The organism is uncultured Maritalea sp., assembly GCF_937139385.1.
GTDB classification, from domain to species: domain Bacteria; phylum Pseudomonadota; class Alphaproteobacteria; order Rhizobiales; family Devosiaceae; genus Maritalea; species Maritalea porphyrae_A.
On record NZ_CAKZPW010000287.1, the window covers coordinates 1 to 18,522 of the forward strand.

At 49.5% G+C, this 18,522-nt stretch carries 12 protein-coding genes; 6 read left to right on the forward strand and 6 right to left on the reverse strand.

The features are described from left to right. Window positions 1–53: 53 nt before the first annotated feature. Together sufB and Q0231_RS11845 are read right to left on the reverse strand one after the other, a co-directional pair. Window positions 54–1,523 carry a Fe-S cluster assembly protein SufB gene (gene sufB, locus Q0231_RS11840; protein ID WP_299347811.1) on the reverse strand — a complete coding sequence of 490 codons (1,470 nt, stop codon included), beginning with the start codon at window positions 1,521–1,523 and terminating at the stop codon, window positions 54–56. A 31-nt stretch (window positions 1,524–1,554) separates the two neighbouring features. Then, on the reverse strand, window positions 1,555–2,709 hold the full coding sequence (locus Q0231_RS11845; protein ID WP_299347812.1) for an aminotransferase class V-fold PLP-dependent enzyme: 1,155 nt from the start codon (window positions 2,707–2,709) through the stop codon (window positions 1,555–1,557). Window positions 2,710–2,976: 267 nt separating this feature from the next. On the opposite strand from Q0231_RS11845, the gene Q0231_RS11850 reads away from it, so the two are divergent. Further along, window positions 2,977–3,639 (forward strand): alpha/beta hydrolase, encoded by a 663-nt coding sequence (locus tag Q0231_RS11850; RefSeq protein ID WP_269394119.1) that lies wholly within the window; start codon window positions 2,977–2,979, stop codon window positions 3,637–3,639. A 24-nt stretch (window positions 3,640–3,663) separates the two neighbouring features. Next, on the forward strand, window positions 3,664–4,914 hold the full coding sequence (tyrS, locus tag Q0231_RS11855; protein ID WP_299347813.1) for a tyrosine--tRNA ligase: 1,251 nt from the start codon (window positions 3,664–3,666) through the stop codon (window positions 4,912–4,914). 51 nt (window positions 4,915–4,965) lie between these two features. On the opposite strand, the gene Q0231_RS11860 is transcribed toward tyrS, so the two are convergent. Beyond that, complete coding sequence (locus tag Q0231_RS11860) at window positions 4,966–8,406, reverse strand: AsmA-like C-terminal domain-containing protein (protein WP_299347814.1); 3,441 nt, start codon at window positions 8,404–8,406, stop codon at window positions 4,966–4,968. Between the two features lie 205 nt (window positions 8,407–8,611). On the opposite strand from Q0231_RS11860, the gene Q0231_RS11865 reads away from it, so the two are divergent. The 3 genes from Q0231_RS11865 (at window position 8,612) to Q0231_RS11875 (ending at window position 11,111) form a co-directional block, all read left to right on the forward strand. Next, window positions 8,612–9,085 (forward strand): peroxiredoxin, encoded by a 474-nt coding sequence (locus Q0231_RS11865; RefSeq protein ID WP_299347815.1) that lies wholly within the window; start codon window positions 8,612–8,614, stop codon window positions 9,083–9,085. Then, on the forward strand, window positions 9,085–9,897 hold the full coding sequence (locus tag Q0231_RS11870) for a ferritin-like domain-containing protein (RefSeq protein ID WP_299347816.1): 813 nt from the start codon (window positions 9,085–9,087) through the stop codon (window positions 9,895–9,897). Before Q0231_RS11865 ends, Q0231_RS11870 begins: the two co-directional genes overlap by 1 nt. A gap of 71 nt (window positions 9,898–9,968) precedes the next feature. Then, complete coding sequence (locus Q0231_RS11875; protein WP_299347817.1) at window positions 9,969–11,111, forward strand: M23 family metallopeptidase; 1,143 nt, start codon at window positions 9,969–9,971, stop codon at window positions 11,109–11,111. Between the two features lie 6 nt (window positions 11,112–11,117). Here the strand turns inward: Q0231_RS11875 and prfB are convergent. From prfB to Q0231_RS11890, 3 genes are all read right to left on the reverse strand, one after another. Further along, window positions 11,118–12,234, reverse strand: a protein-coding gene (gene prfB, locus Q0231_RS11880; protein WP_269394113.1) for a peptide chain release factor 2 whose coding sequence is annotated in 2 segments (ribosomal slippage) — window positions 11,118–12,164 and window positions 12,166–12,234 — 1,116 coding nt in all. Because the reading frame shifts where the segments join, the coding sequence is not laid out codon by codon here. A 102-nt stretch (window positions 12,235–12,336) separates the two neighbouring features. Further along, window positions 12,337–14,754: a penicillin-binding protein 1A gene (locus Q0231_RS11885; RefSeq protein ID WP_269394112.1), complete on the reverse strand. Its 2,418-nt coding sequence runs from the start codon at window positions 14,752–14,754 to the stop codon at window positions 12,337–12,339. 157 nt (window positions 14,755–14,911) lie between these two features. Further along, window positions 14,912–16,135 carry an N-acetylmuramoyl-L-alanine amidase gene (locus Q0231_RS11890; protein ID WP_299347818.1) on the reverse strand — a complete coding sequence of 408 codons (1,224 nt, stop codon included), beginning with the start codon at window positions 16,133–16,135 and terminating at the stop codon, window positions 14,912–14,914. 620 nt (window positions 16,136–16,755) lie between these two features. Here Q0231_RS11890 and Q0231_RS11895 point away from each other — a divergent pair. Next, the coding region (locus Q0231_RS11895) for a ribonuclease E/G (RefSeq protein ID WP_299347819.1) at window positions 16,756–18,522 on the forward strand (1,767 nt) is incomplete at its 3' end.

Sequence of the window (18,522 nt, forward strand, 5' to 3'; positions counted from 1 at the left end):
GCTCATGTGGTTAATGAGCAGCTTAATAAATATATGACGTATACAATCGGCGATTAACCAACAGACCCTTCAAGACTGACTTCCAATAGTTTGGTCGCTTCTACTGCAAACTCCATTGGTAGCTCTTTAAAGACTTCTTTACAGAACCCGTTTACGATCATTGAAACGGCTCGTTCAGGGTCCATGCCGCGCTGCTGGCATAAAAACATTTGGTCATCGCTCACTTTTGACGTGGTAGCTTCGTGTTCGATGATGGCGCTTTTGTTTTTGCTCTCAATGTACGGGAACGTATGCGCCCCACATTTATCACCAATCAACAAAGAGTCACACTGGGTGTAGTTTCGAGCGTTATCTGCGTTAGGGCCAAATTTAACCAGTCCGCGATAGCTGCTATCACTTTTACCGGCTGAAATACCTTTAGAGATGATCGTGCTTTTGGTGTTTTTGCCTAGGTGAATCATCTTGGTGCCGGTATCGGCTTGCTGGAAGTTGTTGGTCAAGGCGACTGAGTAGAATTCGCCTACACTGTTTTCACCGCGCAAAATGCAACTTGGATATTTCCACGTAATCGCCGAACCCGTCTCAACTTGTGTCCATGAAACCTTAGAGTTCTTACCAATGCAGGTGGCTCGTTTGGTCACGAAGTTATAGATGCCGCCTTTACCTTCGTCATCACCCGGGTACCAGTTCTGAACCGTTGAATACTTGATTTCTGAGTCATCTAGTAATACTAATTCAACCACCGCAGCGTGTAACTGATTTTCATCACGCATAGGTGCAGTACAGCCTTCTAAATAAGAAACAGTACTTCCTTCTTCAGCAATGATTAGCGTTCTTTCGAATTGACCTGTATTTGCCGCATTGATACGGAAATAAGTTGACAATTCCATTGGGCAACGCACCCCTTTTGGAATGTAAACAAATGAACCATCAGAAAACACAGCCGCGTTCAATGTTGCATAATAATTGTCCGTCACCGGCACAACAGATCCAAGATACTGTTTTACCAGCTCCGGATATTCTTTTAACGCCTCAGAAATTGAACAAAAAATCACGCCGTGCTTTTTCAATTCCTCGCGGAACGTGGTCACAACAGAAACACTGTCAAACACCGCATCAATCGCAATCTTTGCGCCTTCAACACCTGCCAAAACAGCTTGTTCCTGCAACGGAATGCCAAGCTTCTTGTATGTTTCAAGCAACTCAGGATCAACTTCATCTAGGCTTTTGGGCCCAGGTGTCGATTTTGGAGCAGCATAATAATATAGGTCTTGGAAGTCGATTTCAGGATAATTCACCCGCGCCCACTTTGGCTCTTCCATCTGCAACCAACGGCGATAGGCATCAAGACGCCACTCAAGCATCCATTCCGGCTCACCCTTTTTGGCAGAAATGAAGCGCACAATGTCTTCACTTAAGCCTTTTGGCGCCATATCCATTTCGATATCGGTTTTGAACCCATATTTATATTTGTCGACTTCGATCTCTTTAACGTGATCAATCGTCTCTTGAACCGCTACCATTCTTTAAGCTCCTTAACGCTTTCCAACCCTACTACGCAGCAGCGCCGCGAGTTGATTGGTGACGCGCAACAATTTTCTTTGTCACGGTCAAAAATCTCTCAATATCATCCCCTGTGGAGTTCCACCCCACGCTCAGCCGCAGCGCACAATCCGCAAGCGCGTCATCAACGCCCATTGCAGACAAAACATGCGACCGAGAAACTTTACCCGACGAACAAGCAGAGCCCGCCGATAGTGCCACATTTTCAAGGTCATAGTTGATCAAGCTAATGTTATTTTTCAATCCTGGAACAGCAAAACACATGGCGGTGCCTGTGCGCTCCACGTCAATGCCAAAGATGGTGGCATTGGGTGCAATTTTCAACAGCCCTTCCTGGGCCAATTCGATCAATTTTGCGGCACGAACCGCATCAAATCGCGTTTTCGCATCTTCGGCTGCAACGCCAAATCCGGCAATCAACGCAGCGCTTTCAGTGCCGCCACGACGGCCCTGCTCCTGCCCACCACCCGGGATCAGTTTCGCATTGTCCATTGCAGGTTTCACAACCAACGCACCAACGCCAACCGGTCCGCCAATTTTGTGGCCAGAAATCGCCATTGCATCAACTCGTGACGGGTCAAAGAAAAACTGGGTTTTGCCAAATCCCTGTGCTGCATCCAAAATCAGCAAATGACCAGTTTCAGCCAAAAGGTGTTCAATATCCGCAATCGGTTGAACAACCGCTGTTTCATTGTTCACTTGCTGCACAACAATCATTAGACGCTCATCAGCGTCGTTGGCCGCACTGATGTCAGCTGCTAACTCCTCAAGGTCATAAAGGCCGTTCGCCAACATCGGGATCGTTTTAGCCGCTTTGCCCGTCGCTTCAACGGCACGCACAACAGCCATATGTTCACCCGCGCCATAAACAATGCGCGCAACATTGCCACTTTGTGCACCACCAACAATGGCTTGTGTTAGAGCCTCAGTTGCGGACCCTGTAAACACCACGCGCGAACGAATGGTGCCTGCGGCAAGCGCCAATTTGTCTCTCGCCGTCTCAATAGCTGCCCGCAATTTGCGGCCATTTGCATGTACAGAAGACGGATTTCCAACAATTTCGAGCATATCAATCATCGCGTCGCGCGCTGCAGGCAGCAGCGGCGCAGAGGCATGATGATCAAGATATGTGACAAGTTTGGTCATTTTATCGAAATTCATTCACTCATTTGGCTAAATAATCCAATCAGTTCTTGAAATTTCGTCCCCTAAATAGGTAAAAGGATCGCTCAAGTCGGACTAATTGGACCAAAAACTAGTTTTGAATAATTCTAAACTGGTATTTTGCCCTCACGTTTTAGGAAGCACGCAACCATTCGTCAACCTTTTTCCCTACAACCCACACCCAACTTTTGTGTGAGTTAGTTGCAAAAAGTCAAAGACAAGAATTAAGCGCGAAAGAAGGTCGAGTTTATGCCTGAAGTTTTTTTCAATGGCCCATCCGGTCGCCTAGAAGGTCGTTACCAACCCTCTAAGGAGCCAAACGCGCCTGTCGCCATTCTGTTGCACCCGCACCCAGAATTCGGCGGAAACATGAATAACCAGATCATCTACAACTTGTTTTACATGTTTGTGAATCGTGGTTTCTCCGTATTGCGCTTCAACTCACGTGGTGTGGGTCGCTCGCAAGGTGCGTTCGATCATGGCTTGGGCGAACTATCAGATGCAGCCGCCGCTTTGGATTGGCTGCAAACGCTGAATAAAGAAAGCCCCGGCGTTTGGATCGCTGGCTTTTCATTTGGTGCCTGGATTGGCATGCAATTGCTTATGCGCCGACCAGAGGTTGAAGGCTTCATTTCGGTTGCTCCGCCTGAAAACCTATACGACTTTTCGTTCCTTGCGCCTTGCCCCTCTTCCGGCCTGATCATTCACGGTGAAAACGACCGGGTTGCACCACCTGAATCAGTTCAAAAACTGGTGGACAAGTTGCAGATGCAAAAAGGCATCACCATCGAACAACAAATCGTGGAAGGTGCGAACCACTTCTTCCAGGACAAAATTGATGTTCTGACGGAACAGTGTTCCGAATACCTTGATCGCCGACGCGCAGATATCGCTTCTGGCGGCGGTCGTTAGTTTAGTAAATCTAAGGATACCAATATGACCTACAAATCCGAATTCTTGAGCACTCTTGAGAGCCGTGGATTTTTGTATCAACTTTCAGATGCAGAAGCCTTGGACAAGAAACTGTGTGAAGGTCCGGTAACAGGTTATATCGGGTTTGACGCGACTGCCAAAAGCCTGCACGTGGGCAACCTCGTGCAGATCATGCTTTTGTATTGGCTGCAAAAAACCGGCAACAAGCCGCTTGTTCTAATGGGCGGCGGCACCTCAATGGTTGGCGACCCTTCTGGCAAAGAAGAGACACGCCAGATCATGACGCCCGAAATCATTGATGGCAACAAAGCCAGTATCCGCGAAATCTTTGACGGCTTGCTGGAGTTCGGCGATGGCGAAACTGATGCAACGATGCTCGACAACGCTGAGTGGTTGATGAAACTCAACTATGTCGAATTCCTGCGCGAAGTTGGCTCCAAGATCTCTGTCAACCAAATGCTGGCCCGTGATTCTGTGAAGCAACGTCTTGAGCGCGAGCAATCGCTCACGTTCCTTGAATTCAACTACATGATCTTACAGGGTTATGATTTTGCAGAACTCAACCGTCGTTACGGTTGTACGTTGCAAATGGGTGGCTCAGACCAGTGGGGCAACATCATTTCCGGCGTTGATCTCGCGCGCAAGTTAAACGGTGCAGAGTGTTTTGCAGTAACAACACCATTGATCACCAAGTCTGATGGCTCAAAAATGGGCAAATCAGTTTCTGGTGCCGTGTGGCTGAAGCCAGACATGTTCTCCGTTTACGACTACTGGCAGTTCTGGCGCAACACAGGCGATGCGGACGTAACAAAATTTGCCCGTATGTTCACCACCATGCCGTTAGACGAGATTGCCCGTTTTGAAGGTCTTGAAGGTGGCGAACTGAACGAAGCCAAGAAAGTTTTGGCAACGGCTGCAACAGCCCTTATCCACGGCCAAGAAGCTGCAGACGCCGCGGCAGAAACCGCTCGCCAAACCTTCGAGCAAGGCGCCATCGATTTGTCTTTGCCAACTGTTGAAGTCACTACTGCCGATCTAAATGCGGGAATTGGCATTCTGGCGGCTGCCGTGTCGGCGGGCCTGGCGGGATCAAACGGTGAAGCTCGTCGCTTAATCAAATCGGGTGCACTCAAACTCAATGACAATAAAATTGATGATGAGCGCAGCACGGTTTCACAAAGCGATCTATTGCCTGAAGGCGTGGTCAAAATCTCAGCGGGCAAAAAACGTCACGTTTTGATTAAACCAGTCTAGGTTCCAAAGAGAACAAGCATATTGAAAGGCGGTACATTTGTGCCGCCTTTTTTAATTGCCTGTTTGCGCATCAACGGCTTCAAGCGCTTTCTTTGCTTCAGCATCGCCGCCTTTGGCCTTAAACTCAAATATCCGCCTAAACACGCCAGGCGCTAGAATAGAGGCTGGGTTGATCGAGAACTTGGGATTGTCCAAATCGCCACGAATGGCAAACGTCACCCCAATCAGCCCTTCCCCGTCACGTCCGCCAAGTAGCTTGCCGAACAGAGGTAGTTTTTGGAAAATATTGTTCAGCCCGAACAGTGGAATATAGGTTCCAACCAAATCATATTGACGTGTGTTGGTCAGGATATTTCCGCGCAATGTACCGCCTATGGTCCCACCATCCAGTGCACCATCACTGATCGTAATAACCCCATTGGCACCTTCAAACTTGGCCTCTCCGCGTTTGAAGTTCACCCGGTTCTCGCGCTGGATTAGCGCACGGCTGTCTTTGTGATTGCCCATAACTTGGGCCACACGATCTTCATCCACAATCGAAAACTCATTTAGCACAAACGCACCATCGACTTTCCAAGGCGTGTTCTGCAAATTCAGGACAAGACTGCCATCCCCGTTAAGCAACTGGGAATACATACCGATAAACCGTAGCAAGGTGCCAAGGTCATTGGACGCGGCTGACATCGAGCGGCCATTATTAAGCGGATTAGTCGCAATCGAAACGACCTTTGCGTTACCCAAAGACGCCTGCAAATCCACCCTGATGAAATCGGCACCTTTAAACCGCAGGTGCGCGTTCACCCCAAATGCAGTTGTCTTGTAAAAGCCCAATGCGCGATCAAGCTTTACCTTGATGTCTATAATCTGGTCTTTGGCGTTCGACGTCGCCTTGCCACTGGCTGTCTCGCCCAGCCCCAAGAAACGCTTCAACATCGGCTTGAGGTCCAATTGTTCCCCAATAACCTCCACAGCAAACCCCTCATCAATTGGCACCAAGGAAACACTAGCGCGGTCACCTTCATTGAGCACCAAATCAACAATATCAGCAGACAATAGCCCCTGCTTCATGTCGTATTTCAAAGACCCCGCAACACGCACTTTGCCAAACCGCATGTCCAAGGTTTGCGCATCCACCAGATCTCCATCCAGCAAGAGCGTTGCGTTCAATTGTCCGTTGGTGCCTTTTTTCTTATCAATACCCAACTCAGCAAATTTCACTCGCGCATCACTCAAATCCACGGCAAGTTGAATGGTTTCCCCAGAAGGTCGACCCACAATGCGAAGTGGTCCTTCGATGAACTGGCTTAAATCCAAGCCGAGCGATTTACGATCCGCCTCAGTCAACGTGGCACTTGCGGTGATAACAGGGTCCCCACCATCCGATGCCAACACCAAAATATCTGCCCCAAGACCATCAATATTGGCACGCCCGGCTATCCGATACCCGGATTGTGACGCCGTGAACTGGACCGCACCATCAGATACCACATGCCCCTCAATAGGAAATTTGGAGGTAAAATCTGCGACTGTGCCATTTAGCGTATAATCAAGCCCTTTAGGCTTTCCGCCTTCGTCTCGTGAAACGGTGGCAATCACTTGAACGTTTGCTTCACCCTCAAGGTCTTCGGGTCGATACTCGACGTCAAAATCCTTGAGGAGATTCAACGGCTCCTTATTCGCAATCGATACAAGAGTTGAAACTGAACCCTTCAGTTGACCTGAAATTTCAAAAAGCTGTTCTTTGGCACCACTATCTTTATTCAAATAGGCAGCGTTCTCAATAACAACTTCTCCGCTATCGTCACGCACCAAAGCCTTGTCAAAGCCCATCACCATATAGTGGTCTTTAACGCTGACATTTGTGGTGCCAACAATTTCAATCGTTGGAAAGCCCGGCAAGGGGATCAGTTCCACATTGTTGGCTGTGCCTTCAATCGACACCCCACCCGCTGGAATGCGCCTATCTTCTCCAGGCTTACCAACAGTGCCAACAGGAAAGTTGAAGCGCATTTTGGCTTCTTCAATCCGCCCACCAGAAACGTTCTGCACAAACCAAGCGCGGGCTTCTGTGGCCAAAAAGTATGGCCATATCCGCTTCAAATCGTCGGCCGATGCACCTTTACCGAACAGCGTAAGGTCAAATCCCAACCCTTTTTGCAACACATCGATACGCCCCTGACCATCCAACTCCATTTGGTCATCGCGAAACGAAATCTTGTCGATTCCCATTGCGCCATAAAGCGGTGCGGACCAACCAGACACTGTGATTTCGTCCAAAACATTGGACGGCGCATCCAAATCATTTGGCCGCAAATATGTATCGCGAAGTCGCATGGAATAGCCCAATGTTGGGCCGTAGTTATTGTCTAGCCCAAGCAAAAACTCGCCATCGACCAAACTTGACGACTGTCCAATTCGGATAGCAAAGGGCGCAAGCACATAACGCGCATCACGCGGAAACCATTCAATTTGCGCGGGCTTGCCTTCAACTTCAAAAAGGTCACCTTGGATTGACGCCTGAGTTTGCGAAATGTCGATGCCAAACGCGCCGTGTTCTACCCCGTCCACGCCATAATCGACATCAAAGGACATATTGGTGCCGCCCTTCAAAGCAATCAGACCATCTTGATCATCTAAAAACGGCAGTACCAACGCCAAATCGATATTCTCAAATTTGCCGCTGATGTGCCGAATTTGCGGCTCCGCTGTTTGCCACAGCATTTCACCAAAAGTCCGCCGACCGCCCGTGGAAAACTCAAGGTCCATTTGAACATCAGCGCCAAACGACTCCATTTTCACATCAACATCATCAAGTTGGCGGTAGAGTTGATAAATCCGATCAACAACTTCTAGGTTCGCGTTTTGAATCTCAAGCGTACGAAAAGATGCGTCTGCAGACTCTTGAGCAAACAGCGCAAAAACGCGCTCAAGAGATTCAACACTCTCAATTGCCCATGCATTGTCAGACTTGATTTGTGCACTGGTTTGCGCCCCTTCCTCCTCGGAAACAACGCCATCATTTGTCACCTTGATGCTTGGCGCAGTGTCACTTTCAGACTGCAGACGAATTATGGGCTCGCCAGCATCCGGATCATCAAATTCAACGCGCGCCAGCCGAACACCACTATAATCTTGCACCAATTGGATATTTGGTCGCTCAACAAGCAACTCAAGCGCTGGCTTTCTAGAAACAATGGAGGGCGTATACCAACTCAACTGGATCCGCTCTACATCAACTTGCGCGCCGCTGGGCAAATGCACCACGCCGACTTTGTCCAGCAATACGGTGGGCATCCAGCCATATTTTAGTTGAATGCCCGCCTTTTCAAATACCATCTGGTATTCGTCGTTTGGCACCTGCGCAGAAAACTGCCGTTTAATAATGTCGTCGATGAGAGGCAGACTGAACGGCGCGCTTATCACCCGAACCAGCAAAATAACAATCAGCAGCACCAACAGCACCGGCCATACGAATCGATGTCTTCTCCACATCGGTTTTCGTGCCGTTTGCTTTAGATTTTTCTGTGCTGAGTTCTTTGTCATTTAGCCCGTAACGTCGCCATTCCCCACTCCCTTGTTAGCCAATAGGTGCCATTGACCACAAGTGACATCTCTGGCTTGAAATATTGTCCGTTCTAAGGCACTGATTATATTATCGAATATTCCGCATCAATCGACCACGAAGGAGATCAACCCAATGAGTGAACTAGTGGTAGGCCAACCAGCACCCAAATTCGAACTCCCAACCGATTCGAATGGCACCTTCTCACTCGCCCAGCAGCTGGGCAAAAACGTTGTCATCTTCTTTTACCCAAAAGACGACACAAGCGGCTGCACAATCGAAAACGTAGATTTTACCGCTTTGGTTTCTAAGTTCGAGGCTGCAAATACCGTTCTCATTGGCATTTCCGCAGATAGCATCAAGCGTCACGAAAACTTCCGCAAAAAGCATGATCTTGAAGTCATACTTGGCTCAGACCCAGACAAAAAAGTTATCGAACAATTTGGCGTATGGGTGGAGAAGAAGATGTATGGCAAAACCCACTTCGGTATCGAACGCGCCACTTTTCTGGTGGATGAGCACGGCAACCTCGCCAAAATTTGGCGAAAAGTAAAAGCCAAGGGCCACGCCCAGGCCGTATTAGATGAGATTATTTCACGACAAGCATAATGCAGCCACATAATCTATTTGACGGCGCAGTTGCAATCGTTGCACAGCCCAACTTGAACCTCAAAACTGAATTGGCACTGCAGTTGGGCTCAGATTGGTTCCACCGCCGCTTGGGCAAGGGACGATTTGATGCAGCCAATTTACCCCTTATACCCGGCCGACCTGATAAGCCCATTTTGCTACATCCCACCAAGATGCCGAAACGCAACTTGAATACTGAAAAAGGCCGACAGGCACACATTCACGCCCTCGCCCACATCGAGTTGAGCGCCGTGGACCTGACTTGGGATTTGATCGCCCGCTCGTGTGGGACCAACCTGCCCAAGTCCTATTTCGATAATTGGGTACAAGTGGGCATGGAAGAGGCAAAGCACTTCCGCCTCCTTGATATGCGCCTAAAAGAAATTGGCATGCAATATGGCGATTTGGCCGCCCACGACGGCCTTTGGCAGTCCTGTGCACAAACCGCGCACAATCTACTGGCGCGCTTGGCAATCATCCCCTTGGTGCTAGAGGCGCGCGGGCTCGACATTACGCCGCCGATGATTGAGAAAACCAAGACTCATGGCGATTTTGCAACCGCAAAAATCCTGCAAACCATCTATAATGATGAAAAGCGTCACGTCGCTTTTGGCGCGAAATGGTTCCGCTACATGTGCGACCTTGAAGGCAAAAAGCCAGTCGATACTTTTCAAAGCTTAGTGCGCAATCATTTTCGAGGAGCGCTCAAACCACCGTTTAACGACAAGGCCCGAAGCGCAGCCGGCCTCACGCCTCAGTTTTATAAACCTCTTGCCCCAATCATCGGCTAAGCTTTCGCGCTTTATTAACTATAGTCATTCACAATCAAAACCAATGATTTGATCAGTTCAGTGAGTAGCTTGTGCGCAGTTTTTCAGCCACCGGCCAGAAGGCCGTCCCGAACCCCTATCTCGATTTTTTGTCGAGCGAAAAGTTTAAACACTTTTGGATATACACGCTGGTCGCCGTTCTATTTTCTAGCAACATCATGCTGGCAATTGCCCTTTACAAAAGTCCAAAAATTGCAGACGCCCTGTCTTCCAAGTCCGCTATCCAACTGGCGGCATATGAAAACAGAATAGCGCATTTGCGCACCGAACTCGATCGGTTGCAGTCTCGCCAATACGCAAAATCGGGCGACATCAACCTTCAATTACAAGAACTTGCCGCCCAACAAGAACTCCTGATCGAACAACATGATTACGTGAAGTCGCTGGCTGAAAAAGCAAAATCTTTAGGGCTGGACGTTAAGACCAAAAAAAGCGCTGCGCTGCGCACAAATGCGCTTCCTCTCATCACTGGCACAGATCAAGCTGACATTTCCAATGCAAGTGAGAGCATTCTTGAGATGCAAGAGGAAAGCCTTTCGGCACTAAATGCCATCGCCCAATCTGCTGACAGCAGTGCGGACATTATAACGAACGAACTAAAGCGCGCTGGCCTCACCATAAAAGCTCAACCAGCGACAGGTGGGCCCTATCTGTCGCCGCGCCCCGATATGGAATATACCGACCACGTTGATGCGGCGAACGCTGCAATCGGCGCGCTCACCAGATTTCAAAGCGCGAAGCAGGCAGTTCAATCAGCCCCCATCCATCGCCCGCTGGCAAAGAAATACAGGTTTAGCTCGCGTTTTGGCAATCGCCGCGATCCATTCACCGGCAAGTCTGCCTTTCACTCTGGGCTTGATTTTGCAGCCCCCAAAGGCACAAGCGTAAAAGCAGTTGGGTCAGGCAAAGTCACTTTTGCGGGCACTAAAGGCGGATACGGCAATGCAGTCGAGATCACGCACCCAAGTGGCCTAGTATCCCGCTATGCACATTTGTCGGTCATTCGCGTATCAAAGGGGCAAACAGTCACGGCCAATAGCACAATTGGTTTAGTCGGTTCTACTGGCCGCAGCACCGGCGCACATCTACATCTAGAAGTTCGTCAGAATGATAAACCAATAAACCCCGACCGTTTTTTAACAGCCGGGGCAAAACTCGCTAAGTTCTTGAACTAGAAATCACTAGTCTTCGTCGTCGTCTTTGCCAACGCGCAACGCCAGTGCTGCTTCCATGAAACGGTCCAAATCGCCGTCAAGCACGTCAGCAGGCTGTGTGCTTTCAACACCTGTGCGCAAGTCTTTGACCATTTGATAGGGCTGTAAAACATAAGAGCGAATCTGATGCCCCCAACCAATGTCAGACTTTTGCGCGCTTTCTGCGTTGGCCGCTTCTTCGCGCTTTTGCAATTCAGCTTCATAAAGCCGAGCACGCAGCATTTGCCAAGCCGTAGCCTTGTTCTTGTGCTGTGATCGATCGTTCTGGCATTGCACCACAATACCAGTCTCCAAGTGCGTAATCCGCACAGCACTGTCTGTGGTGTTCACATGCTGTCCACCAGCACCAGAGGCGCGGTATGTATCGATCCGAACTTCAGATTCGGCCACTTCAATCTCAATACTATCGTCAATAACTGGATAGACCCAGATTGAAGAGAAACTGGTGTGACGTCTTGCTTGAGAATCATATGGCGAAATCCGCACCAACCGGTGCACGCCGCTTTCAGTTTTCAGCCATCCGTATGAATTGATGCCTTTGATCAGCAAAGTCGCAGACTTAATGCCCGCCTCTTCCCCATCATGCATTTCCATCACTTCAACCTTGTGGCCACGCCGTTCCGCCCAGCGGGTATACATGCGCAAGAGCATATTGGCCCAATCCTGGCTTTCCGTACCGCCAGCACCAGCATGCACCTCGATATAACAATCATTGGCATCAGCTTCGCCAGATAGAAGGGTTTCCACCTGCTTGCGGTCTGTGATGGACTTGAGTTCAATCAGCGATTTTTCGGCTTCTGCAATAACCTCATCGTCGCCTTCCATCTCACCCAATTCAATGAGTTCAATATTGTCGCTAAGCGTTGCTTGCAGTTCAGCTAGAGCGTTGATCTGGCCCTCAAGGTAAGTGCGATCACGCATGACAGCTTGCGCTTTTTCCGTGTCGCTCCAAAGATCAGGGTCTTCGGCTTTTTGGTTTAATTCATCAAGGCGTGTCTGGGCCGTATCCCAGTCAAAGATGCCTCCTCAGCAGGCTCATCGCCTGCTCAATTTCATCCACTACGGATTGTATTTCTGCGCGCATAAGATCGTTTTAAAACTCACATTGGATTGAAGGTGTAGGTCTAACCAGTTTCGTTGGTTGGGGCAAGAACAGCCACAACCAACGTCATATAAATCCACTTGGTCAGAACAGGCCGCCGCGTCCCGCGTTGAAGTCTTGGCTGGTGCCACCTTCAAGTTCTTGGAACACTTCAGAATCAATGCCAATAACCGACGTAATCAAGTTCGGACCAGTTCCGGGTTTAAAGGCTTCAACAATCGCTCCTTCACCACCAGAAACTTTCACACCGGTTTTTGGGTCAATCCAATAAGGGGTCATGCCTGCCGGTATGTTGAATGGCGTCGGGGGCTTTCCAGCTAGTGCTTTTTCCATAAAGGAAACAAATATCGGCGCAGCCAATTCGCCGCCCGTTGCAGCACGTCCCATGTTTTTGGGCGTGTCATATCCAACATAAACACCAACGGCCATTTCAGGCGTAAAGCCAACAAACCACGCATCCTTGTAGTCGTTCGAAGTGCCTGTTTTTCCTGCAACAGGGCGCCCAAGTGCCCTTACCCGTGCGCCCGTACCGCGCTTGACAACACCTTCCATCATTGAAGTGATTTGATAGGCGGTCATTGGGTCAAGCACTTGCTCGCGCGTATCGATAACCAATGGCTCGGCTTGGTTTTGCCATCCATCAGCATTGCAGCCATCACATATCCGCTCGTCGTGTTTAAACACGGTTTTTCCGTAGCGGTCCTGCACACGGTCAATTAGCGTTGGATTAATCTTGCGTCCACCGTTTGCAATCGTTGCATAGGCAGCTGTCATGCGCATAACACTGGTTTCACCCGCGCCGAGCGCCATCGCCAAATAGGGCGGTAAATTATCGTGAATACCAAACAAGCGAGAATATTCAGACACAAGCGGCATACCAATATCTTGCGCCAATCGCACGGTCATCACGTTTCGAGACCGTTCAATCCCACGGCGCAATGTCTGCGGACCATAGAAATTTGTCGAATAGTTTTCTGGTTTATAAGTCGAACCATCAGCATTCTGGATTTCCAACGGCGCGTCCAACACCACTGACGCTGGCGTATAGCCATTATCAAGCGCTGCAGCATAAACAAATGGCTTAAACGACGAACCAGGTTGGCGCTGCGCTTGTGTGGCGCGGTTAAACTCGGAACTCGCAAAAGAAAAACCACCAACCAAAGCCAAAACACGCCCAGTCCTCGGATCCATGGCAACCAATCCGCCTTCAACCTCCGGTGGCTGGCGTAATTGATAGACACCTTCTTGTCCCTCAACGGCTTCTACATAAATGACATCGCCAATATTCAGCACTTGCGAAAGCGGCTTGCTGATCCATTTCTGCTCTTTGCCGGGCAATAGCCCCGTTTCTCTTTCCGGGTTTACATTGCCTTGGATATCTTTTCCCGGATAAAGGCCCACAACGGCCGCATTTTGTTCCAATTCGATTACCACACCCAAGCGCCACTCGGGCACATCAGCAAGCGGTTCAATCTTAGACAAATTGCCGCCCCAATCACCTTCCAACTCAATGGTAGCAACGGGTCCGCGATAGCCTTTCTTTTGATCGAAGTCGACCAAACCATCCATTAGTGCTTTGCGGGCGAAAGCCTGAAGCTTTGGCTCCATAGTGGTGCGTACAGACAAACCACCGCCATAAAGCTGATCGTCACCATAAATGCGCGAAAGCCGACGCCGCACCTCTTCAGCAAAATACTCGGCTGAAAAAATCTGAGAACCCGATGTGCGCGGAAAAACGTTCAATGGTTCTTTTTGCGCCTCTTGTGCTTGTTCTTGGGTGATGTAACCTTCTTCAGCCATCCGTTCGATAACATAATTACGTCGCGCAATCGCTGCTTCGGGATGACGAATTGGGTGATAATTCGCAGGCCCTTTTGGCAATGCTGCAATGTAAGCCGCTTCTGCAATGGTTAGTTCGTAAAGCGCTTTATCAAAATAGTTGAGCGCCGCAGCGGATATCCCATAAGAATTCAACCCCAAGAATATCTCATTGAGGTACAACTCCATGATCTTGTCTTTGGAAAAGGTTTGCTCAATACGAATGGCGAGCAACATTTCTTTGATCTTACGATCCCAGGTTTGATCAAGGGTCAGCAAAAAGTTCCGCGCGACCTGCTGGGTAATTGTTGACGCACCAACCAGCGGGCCAGTCGAGCCATCAAGTTTCTTTTGCACGTTGTCGCGTAACGCCCGCACAATGCCGTCAAACGCCAAACCGCCGTGCGTATAAAAGTCTTTGTCTTCAACAGAAATAAACGCCTGCACGACAAGCGGGGGAACGGTTTCGATGGGTTGGAACAACCGGCGCTCGCGCGCATATTCGCCCAGCAAGGTGCCGTCGGCAGCATGTACACGAGTGGTTACGGGCGGCTGATAGTCTTTAAGCACGGTGTAATCAGGTAGGTCCTGAGAAAGGTTCCATAAGAACACACCAACAGCACCAAGCGCCAGAAAACCGACGAAGACGCCAAAGCCAAACAACCAACCCAAAAATCTTAGCATATCGTCAAAAGTTCCTGATCAACTGAGCGCGCTTTGTTGGATGCGCACAGAGTTTTCGCTTCTTTGTCATTTCGCCCTTGCTGCCCATGCGATACTGCTACGATTTGACCAGATTGTGGCCAACAACACTTAACACAGACATTTGGGGGCGCTTTAATCATGGTTGAACGCTAACGTCAAAATATTTGGCGATACCTAAAGAGAGCGTATGGGCAACCTTTTGCTGCCATTCGGCCTGAGAAAGATTGTTCAAATCAGCCCGGTTTGACAAAAAGCCCAATTCAATAAGAACAGAGGGCACCTCTGGCGCCTGCAAAACAAAAAAGTCAGCCTGCCGCAAAGGATGAGGCCGCATAGGCACCCGCCCACTCAATTGACGCACCACCTGCTGCGCCGCCACATAGGACTGGCGGCGCGTTTCCCGCCGCATCAGGTCCACCAAAATGTCGACCACAGCGTTATCAACTTCAGGTGGGCTAAACCCTGCCACCAGATCGGCTTGGTTTTCATTCTCTGCCAACACTTTGTCCAAAACGTCAGTCGCGTTCTCGTCCCGCGTATAAACACTGCCGCCGCGCACCTCAGGCTGATCAAAGGAATCCGCGTGCAATGAAATGAATAGATTTGCTTGGTTGTCCCGCGCCAGCTGCACACGCTCGTTAAGGGTCAAAAAGGCATCGCCATCACGCGTCAACGCAACATCAAAACGATCAAGAGCAACCAGTTCGGCCTGCAATCGTTTAGCTACCTGCAGCACAATATTCTTTTCAAACTCACCATTTACACCTTCGGCCCCCATATCAATCCCACCGTGACCCGGATCAATGATAATTAAAGGCCTCGTGCCGCTGCCATTTGCAACCTTTGGCGTCACAGGCACAGTTTCTGGTTGTGGTTGTGCGGCTTCCGCCTGACGCTGCTGCTTGATCGCATCAACTGCCGCGTCAAACACTTCGCGCGTCCCCGGCTCCAACTCTATTACCAAACGCGCAGGTTGGTTGCCTTCGGCAGCCAACAAGTTGATATCGGCAATTTGAACTGGTTCGTTTAAAAAGATCACCGCGCGCGCCAACCCATCATCAATCATGCCAACGCTCATTTTTGACAAGAGCCCACTTCCTTCAACGGTTGTGGGTGCCAATTCGGCCAAACCATTCACGCTAAACTCGACAACAAGTCGGTCGGGCTCGTCTATTGGAAACGTGGAATACCCCACTTCAGCTGACAAATCGAAGACGATACGGCTACGTTCAGGCGCAGAAGCAATCCTGACATCCAGAATTTGTGATTCAGTCGCAGCAGTCTGCGCGAAGGCGCCCCAACACAACAAAACACTCAAGATGAATGCGGCGAAATATCTGCCTAAACCCCAATGCCGCATGGGCACCTCACTAATTCTGTTTCTCATCTCTATAAATGATTCTTTGAAATTCCACGTATCGTTGCAAGAAACTGATCCGGCAACAAAGTCCTTGTGCACAACAAAAGCGCCCAAATCCGGGCAATGGCCTGCGCACAAACCCATTTCACGAACATATTTGTTGCTAAAAACTCAATTCGAACGTAAACACTTAAAATGTGGACTGGTGCATTTTTGCCCAATGTTCGTGTCATTGCAGTAACTTCTACTAACATGGCCAACCATTGAAGCGTGTACCCAAAACCCTATATTCGGGCCAAAAGATGTGACGCTGGCACCCAGCTAGTCCACTGAAATGTAGAAGAATTCGGCCGAACGGCCAGCTCTTAATTGCGGACCTCCCTTCGTTATCGAGAGCATGAAGAAAGAAATTGTGATGAGGCATCTCAATCAAATTAGCGAACGCACGCAAAGCGCGCGACGGGCTAATATTGTGTGCCACACATTTTCCCCAAACAATCGCCCCGCCGCTAACTCCGGCTGTGGCTTACAAATGGAATACGCACCGAAGCGCACTGGCCGTCAGTCCCTACTAAGTGGATTGAAACGCAGAAGCGCACGGCGGCGTGGAGTAACTTTATATGGCACCAAGAAAAATGCTGGTGGATGCAATCCACTCAGAAGAAACACGAGTAGTAGTAACTAGCGGTTCTCGTATTGAAGAATTCGATTTTGAGAGCGCCGCACGGCGGCAATTGCGCGGGAACATTTACCTCGCAAAAGTAACACGGGTAGAGCCTTCGTTGCAGGCCGCATTTGTGGATTACGGTGGCAATCGTCACGGCTTCTTAGCATTCTCAGAAATTCACCCAGACTATTATCAAATCCCCCAAGCTGATCGCGATGCGCTTTTGGCTGAAGAGGAAGAAGACGAAGTTGTTGGCGCACAATCGGATGATCTGAGCAGTGCCGAACAACCAAGCATTCTAGATATTGAAGAGCCTGCCGAAGAGCCAACTGGCGATGAAGCATCACCTGCGCAAGCTACAAAGGTTGAAACACCAAGCGTTGCGAGCGACGAAGTTGAAACGCCAAAAGCTGATCTAGAAACTGCAGCCGACAAAATCCTTGAAGCGGATGCGGACGCAGATGCGGATTCGACCAAGTCTGAAGAAGACGAAGTTGAACAAGTGGGTGCTGAAGATGCAATGGAAGAAGTTCCGCAGCGTCGCCGCAAGAAAAAAGCCAAAACCTACAAAATTCAAGAAGTGATCAAACGCCGTCAGGTGTTGTTGGTGCAAGTGGTAAAAGAAGAGCGCGGCAACAAAGGCGCAGCGCTGACCACTTATCTTTCACTAGCGGGTCGTTATTCTGTTTTGATGCCAAACACCGCACGTGGTGGTGGCATTTCGCGCAAAATCACCAACGCAGCTGACCGCAAGCGGCTTAAACAAGTCGCCAGCGAGCTGGACGTGCAAAAAGGCATGGGCGTTATCCTGCGTACAGCAGGCGCAAGCCGTACAAAAGCTGAAGTGAAGCGCGACTTTGAATATCTCCTGCGCTTGTGGGAAAATGTGCGCAGCCTCACCCTTGAATCAAGTGCGCCATGTCTTGTTTATGAAGAAGGCAGCTTGATCAAACGCTCCATCCGCGATCTTTACAACAAAGACATTGATGAAGTTCAAGTTTCAGGCGAAGAAGCATACCGTGAAGCCAAAGACTTCATGCGCATGATCATGCCATCGCACGCCAAAAACGTACAACCTTATCGAGAAGAACAACCAATTTTCTCCCGCCACGGCGTGGAACAACAATTGGATTCAATGTTCTCACCACAGGTAACATTGCCTTCCGGCGGCTATTTGGTGATCAACCCTACTGAAGCCCTTGTTTCAGTAGACGTGAACTCTGGTAAAGCCACCAAAGAACATAATATTGAAGATACCGCTCTTCAGACAAACCTTGAGGCCGCTGCCGAACTTGCACGTCAATTGCGTTTGCGCGACATGGCCGGCCTTGTAGTTATCGATTTCATCGATATGGAAGAGAAGCGCAACATCCGTGCGGTTGAACGCAAACTTAAAGATAGTTTGAAAACTGATCGCGCGCGCATCCAAGTTGGTCGCATCTCGCACTTTGGTTTGCTTGAGATGTCGCGCCAACGCATCCGCTTTGGTGTGCTTGAAAGTTCAACCATCACCTGCCCGGTTTGTACCGGCACCGGACTTGTGCGTTCTGTCGACAGTTTAGCACTAATGGTCATGCGCGCCATCGAAGACCAAGTGATGCGTAAGCAAGGTCAATCGATCAATGTTAAGGTGCCAACTGAAGTTGCACTTTATCTGTTGAATGCAAAACGCAGCCAATTGCTTGTTCTTGAACAACGTTTTGGTTTGGCAATTGCAATT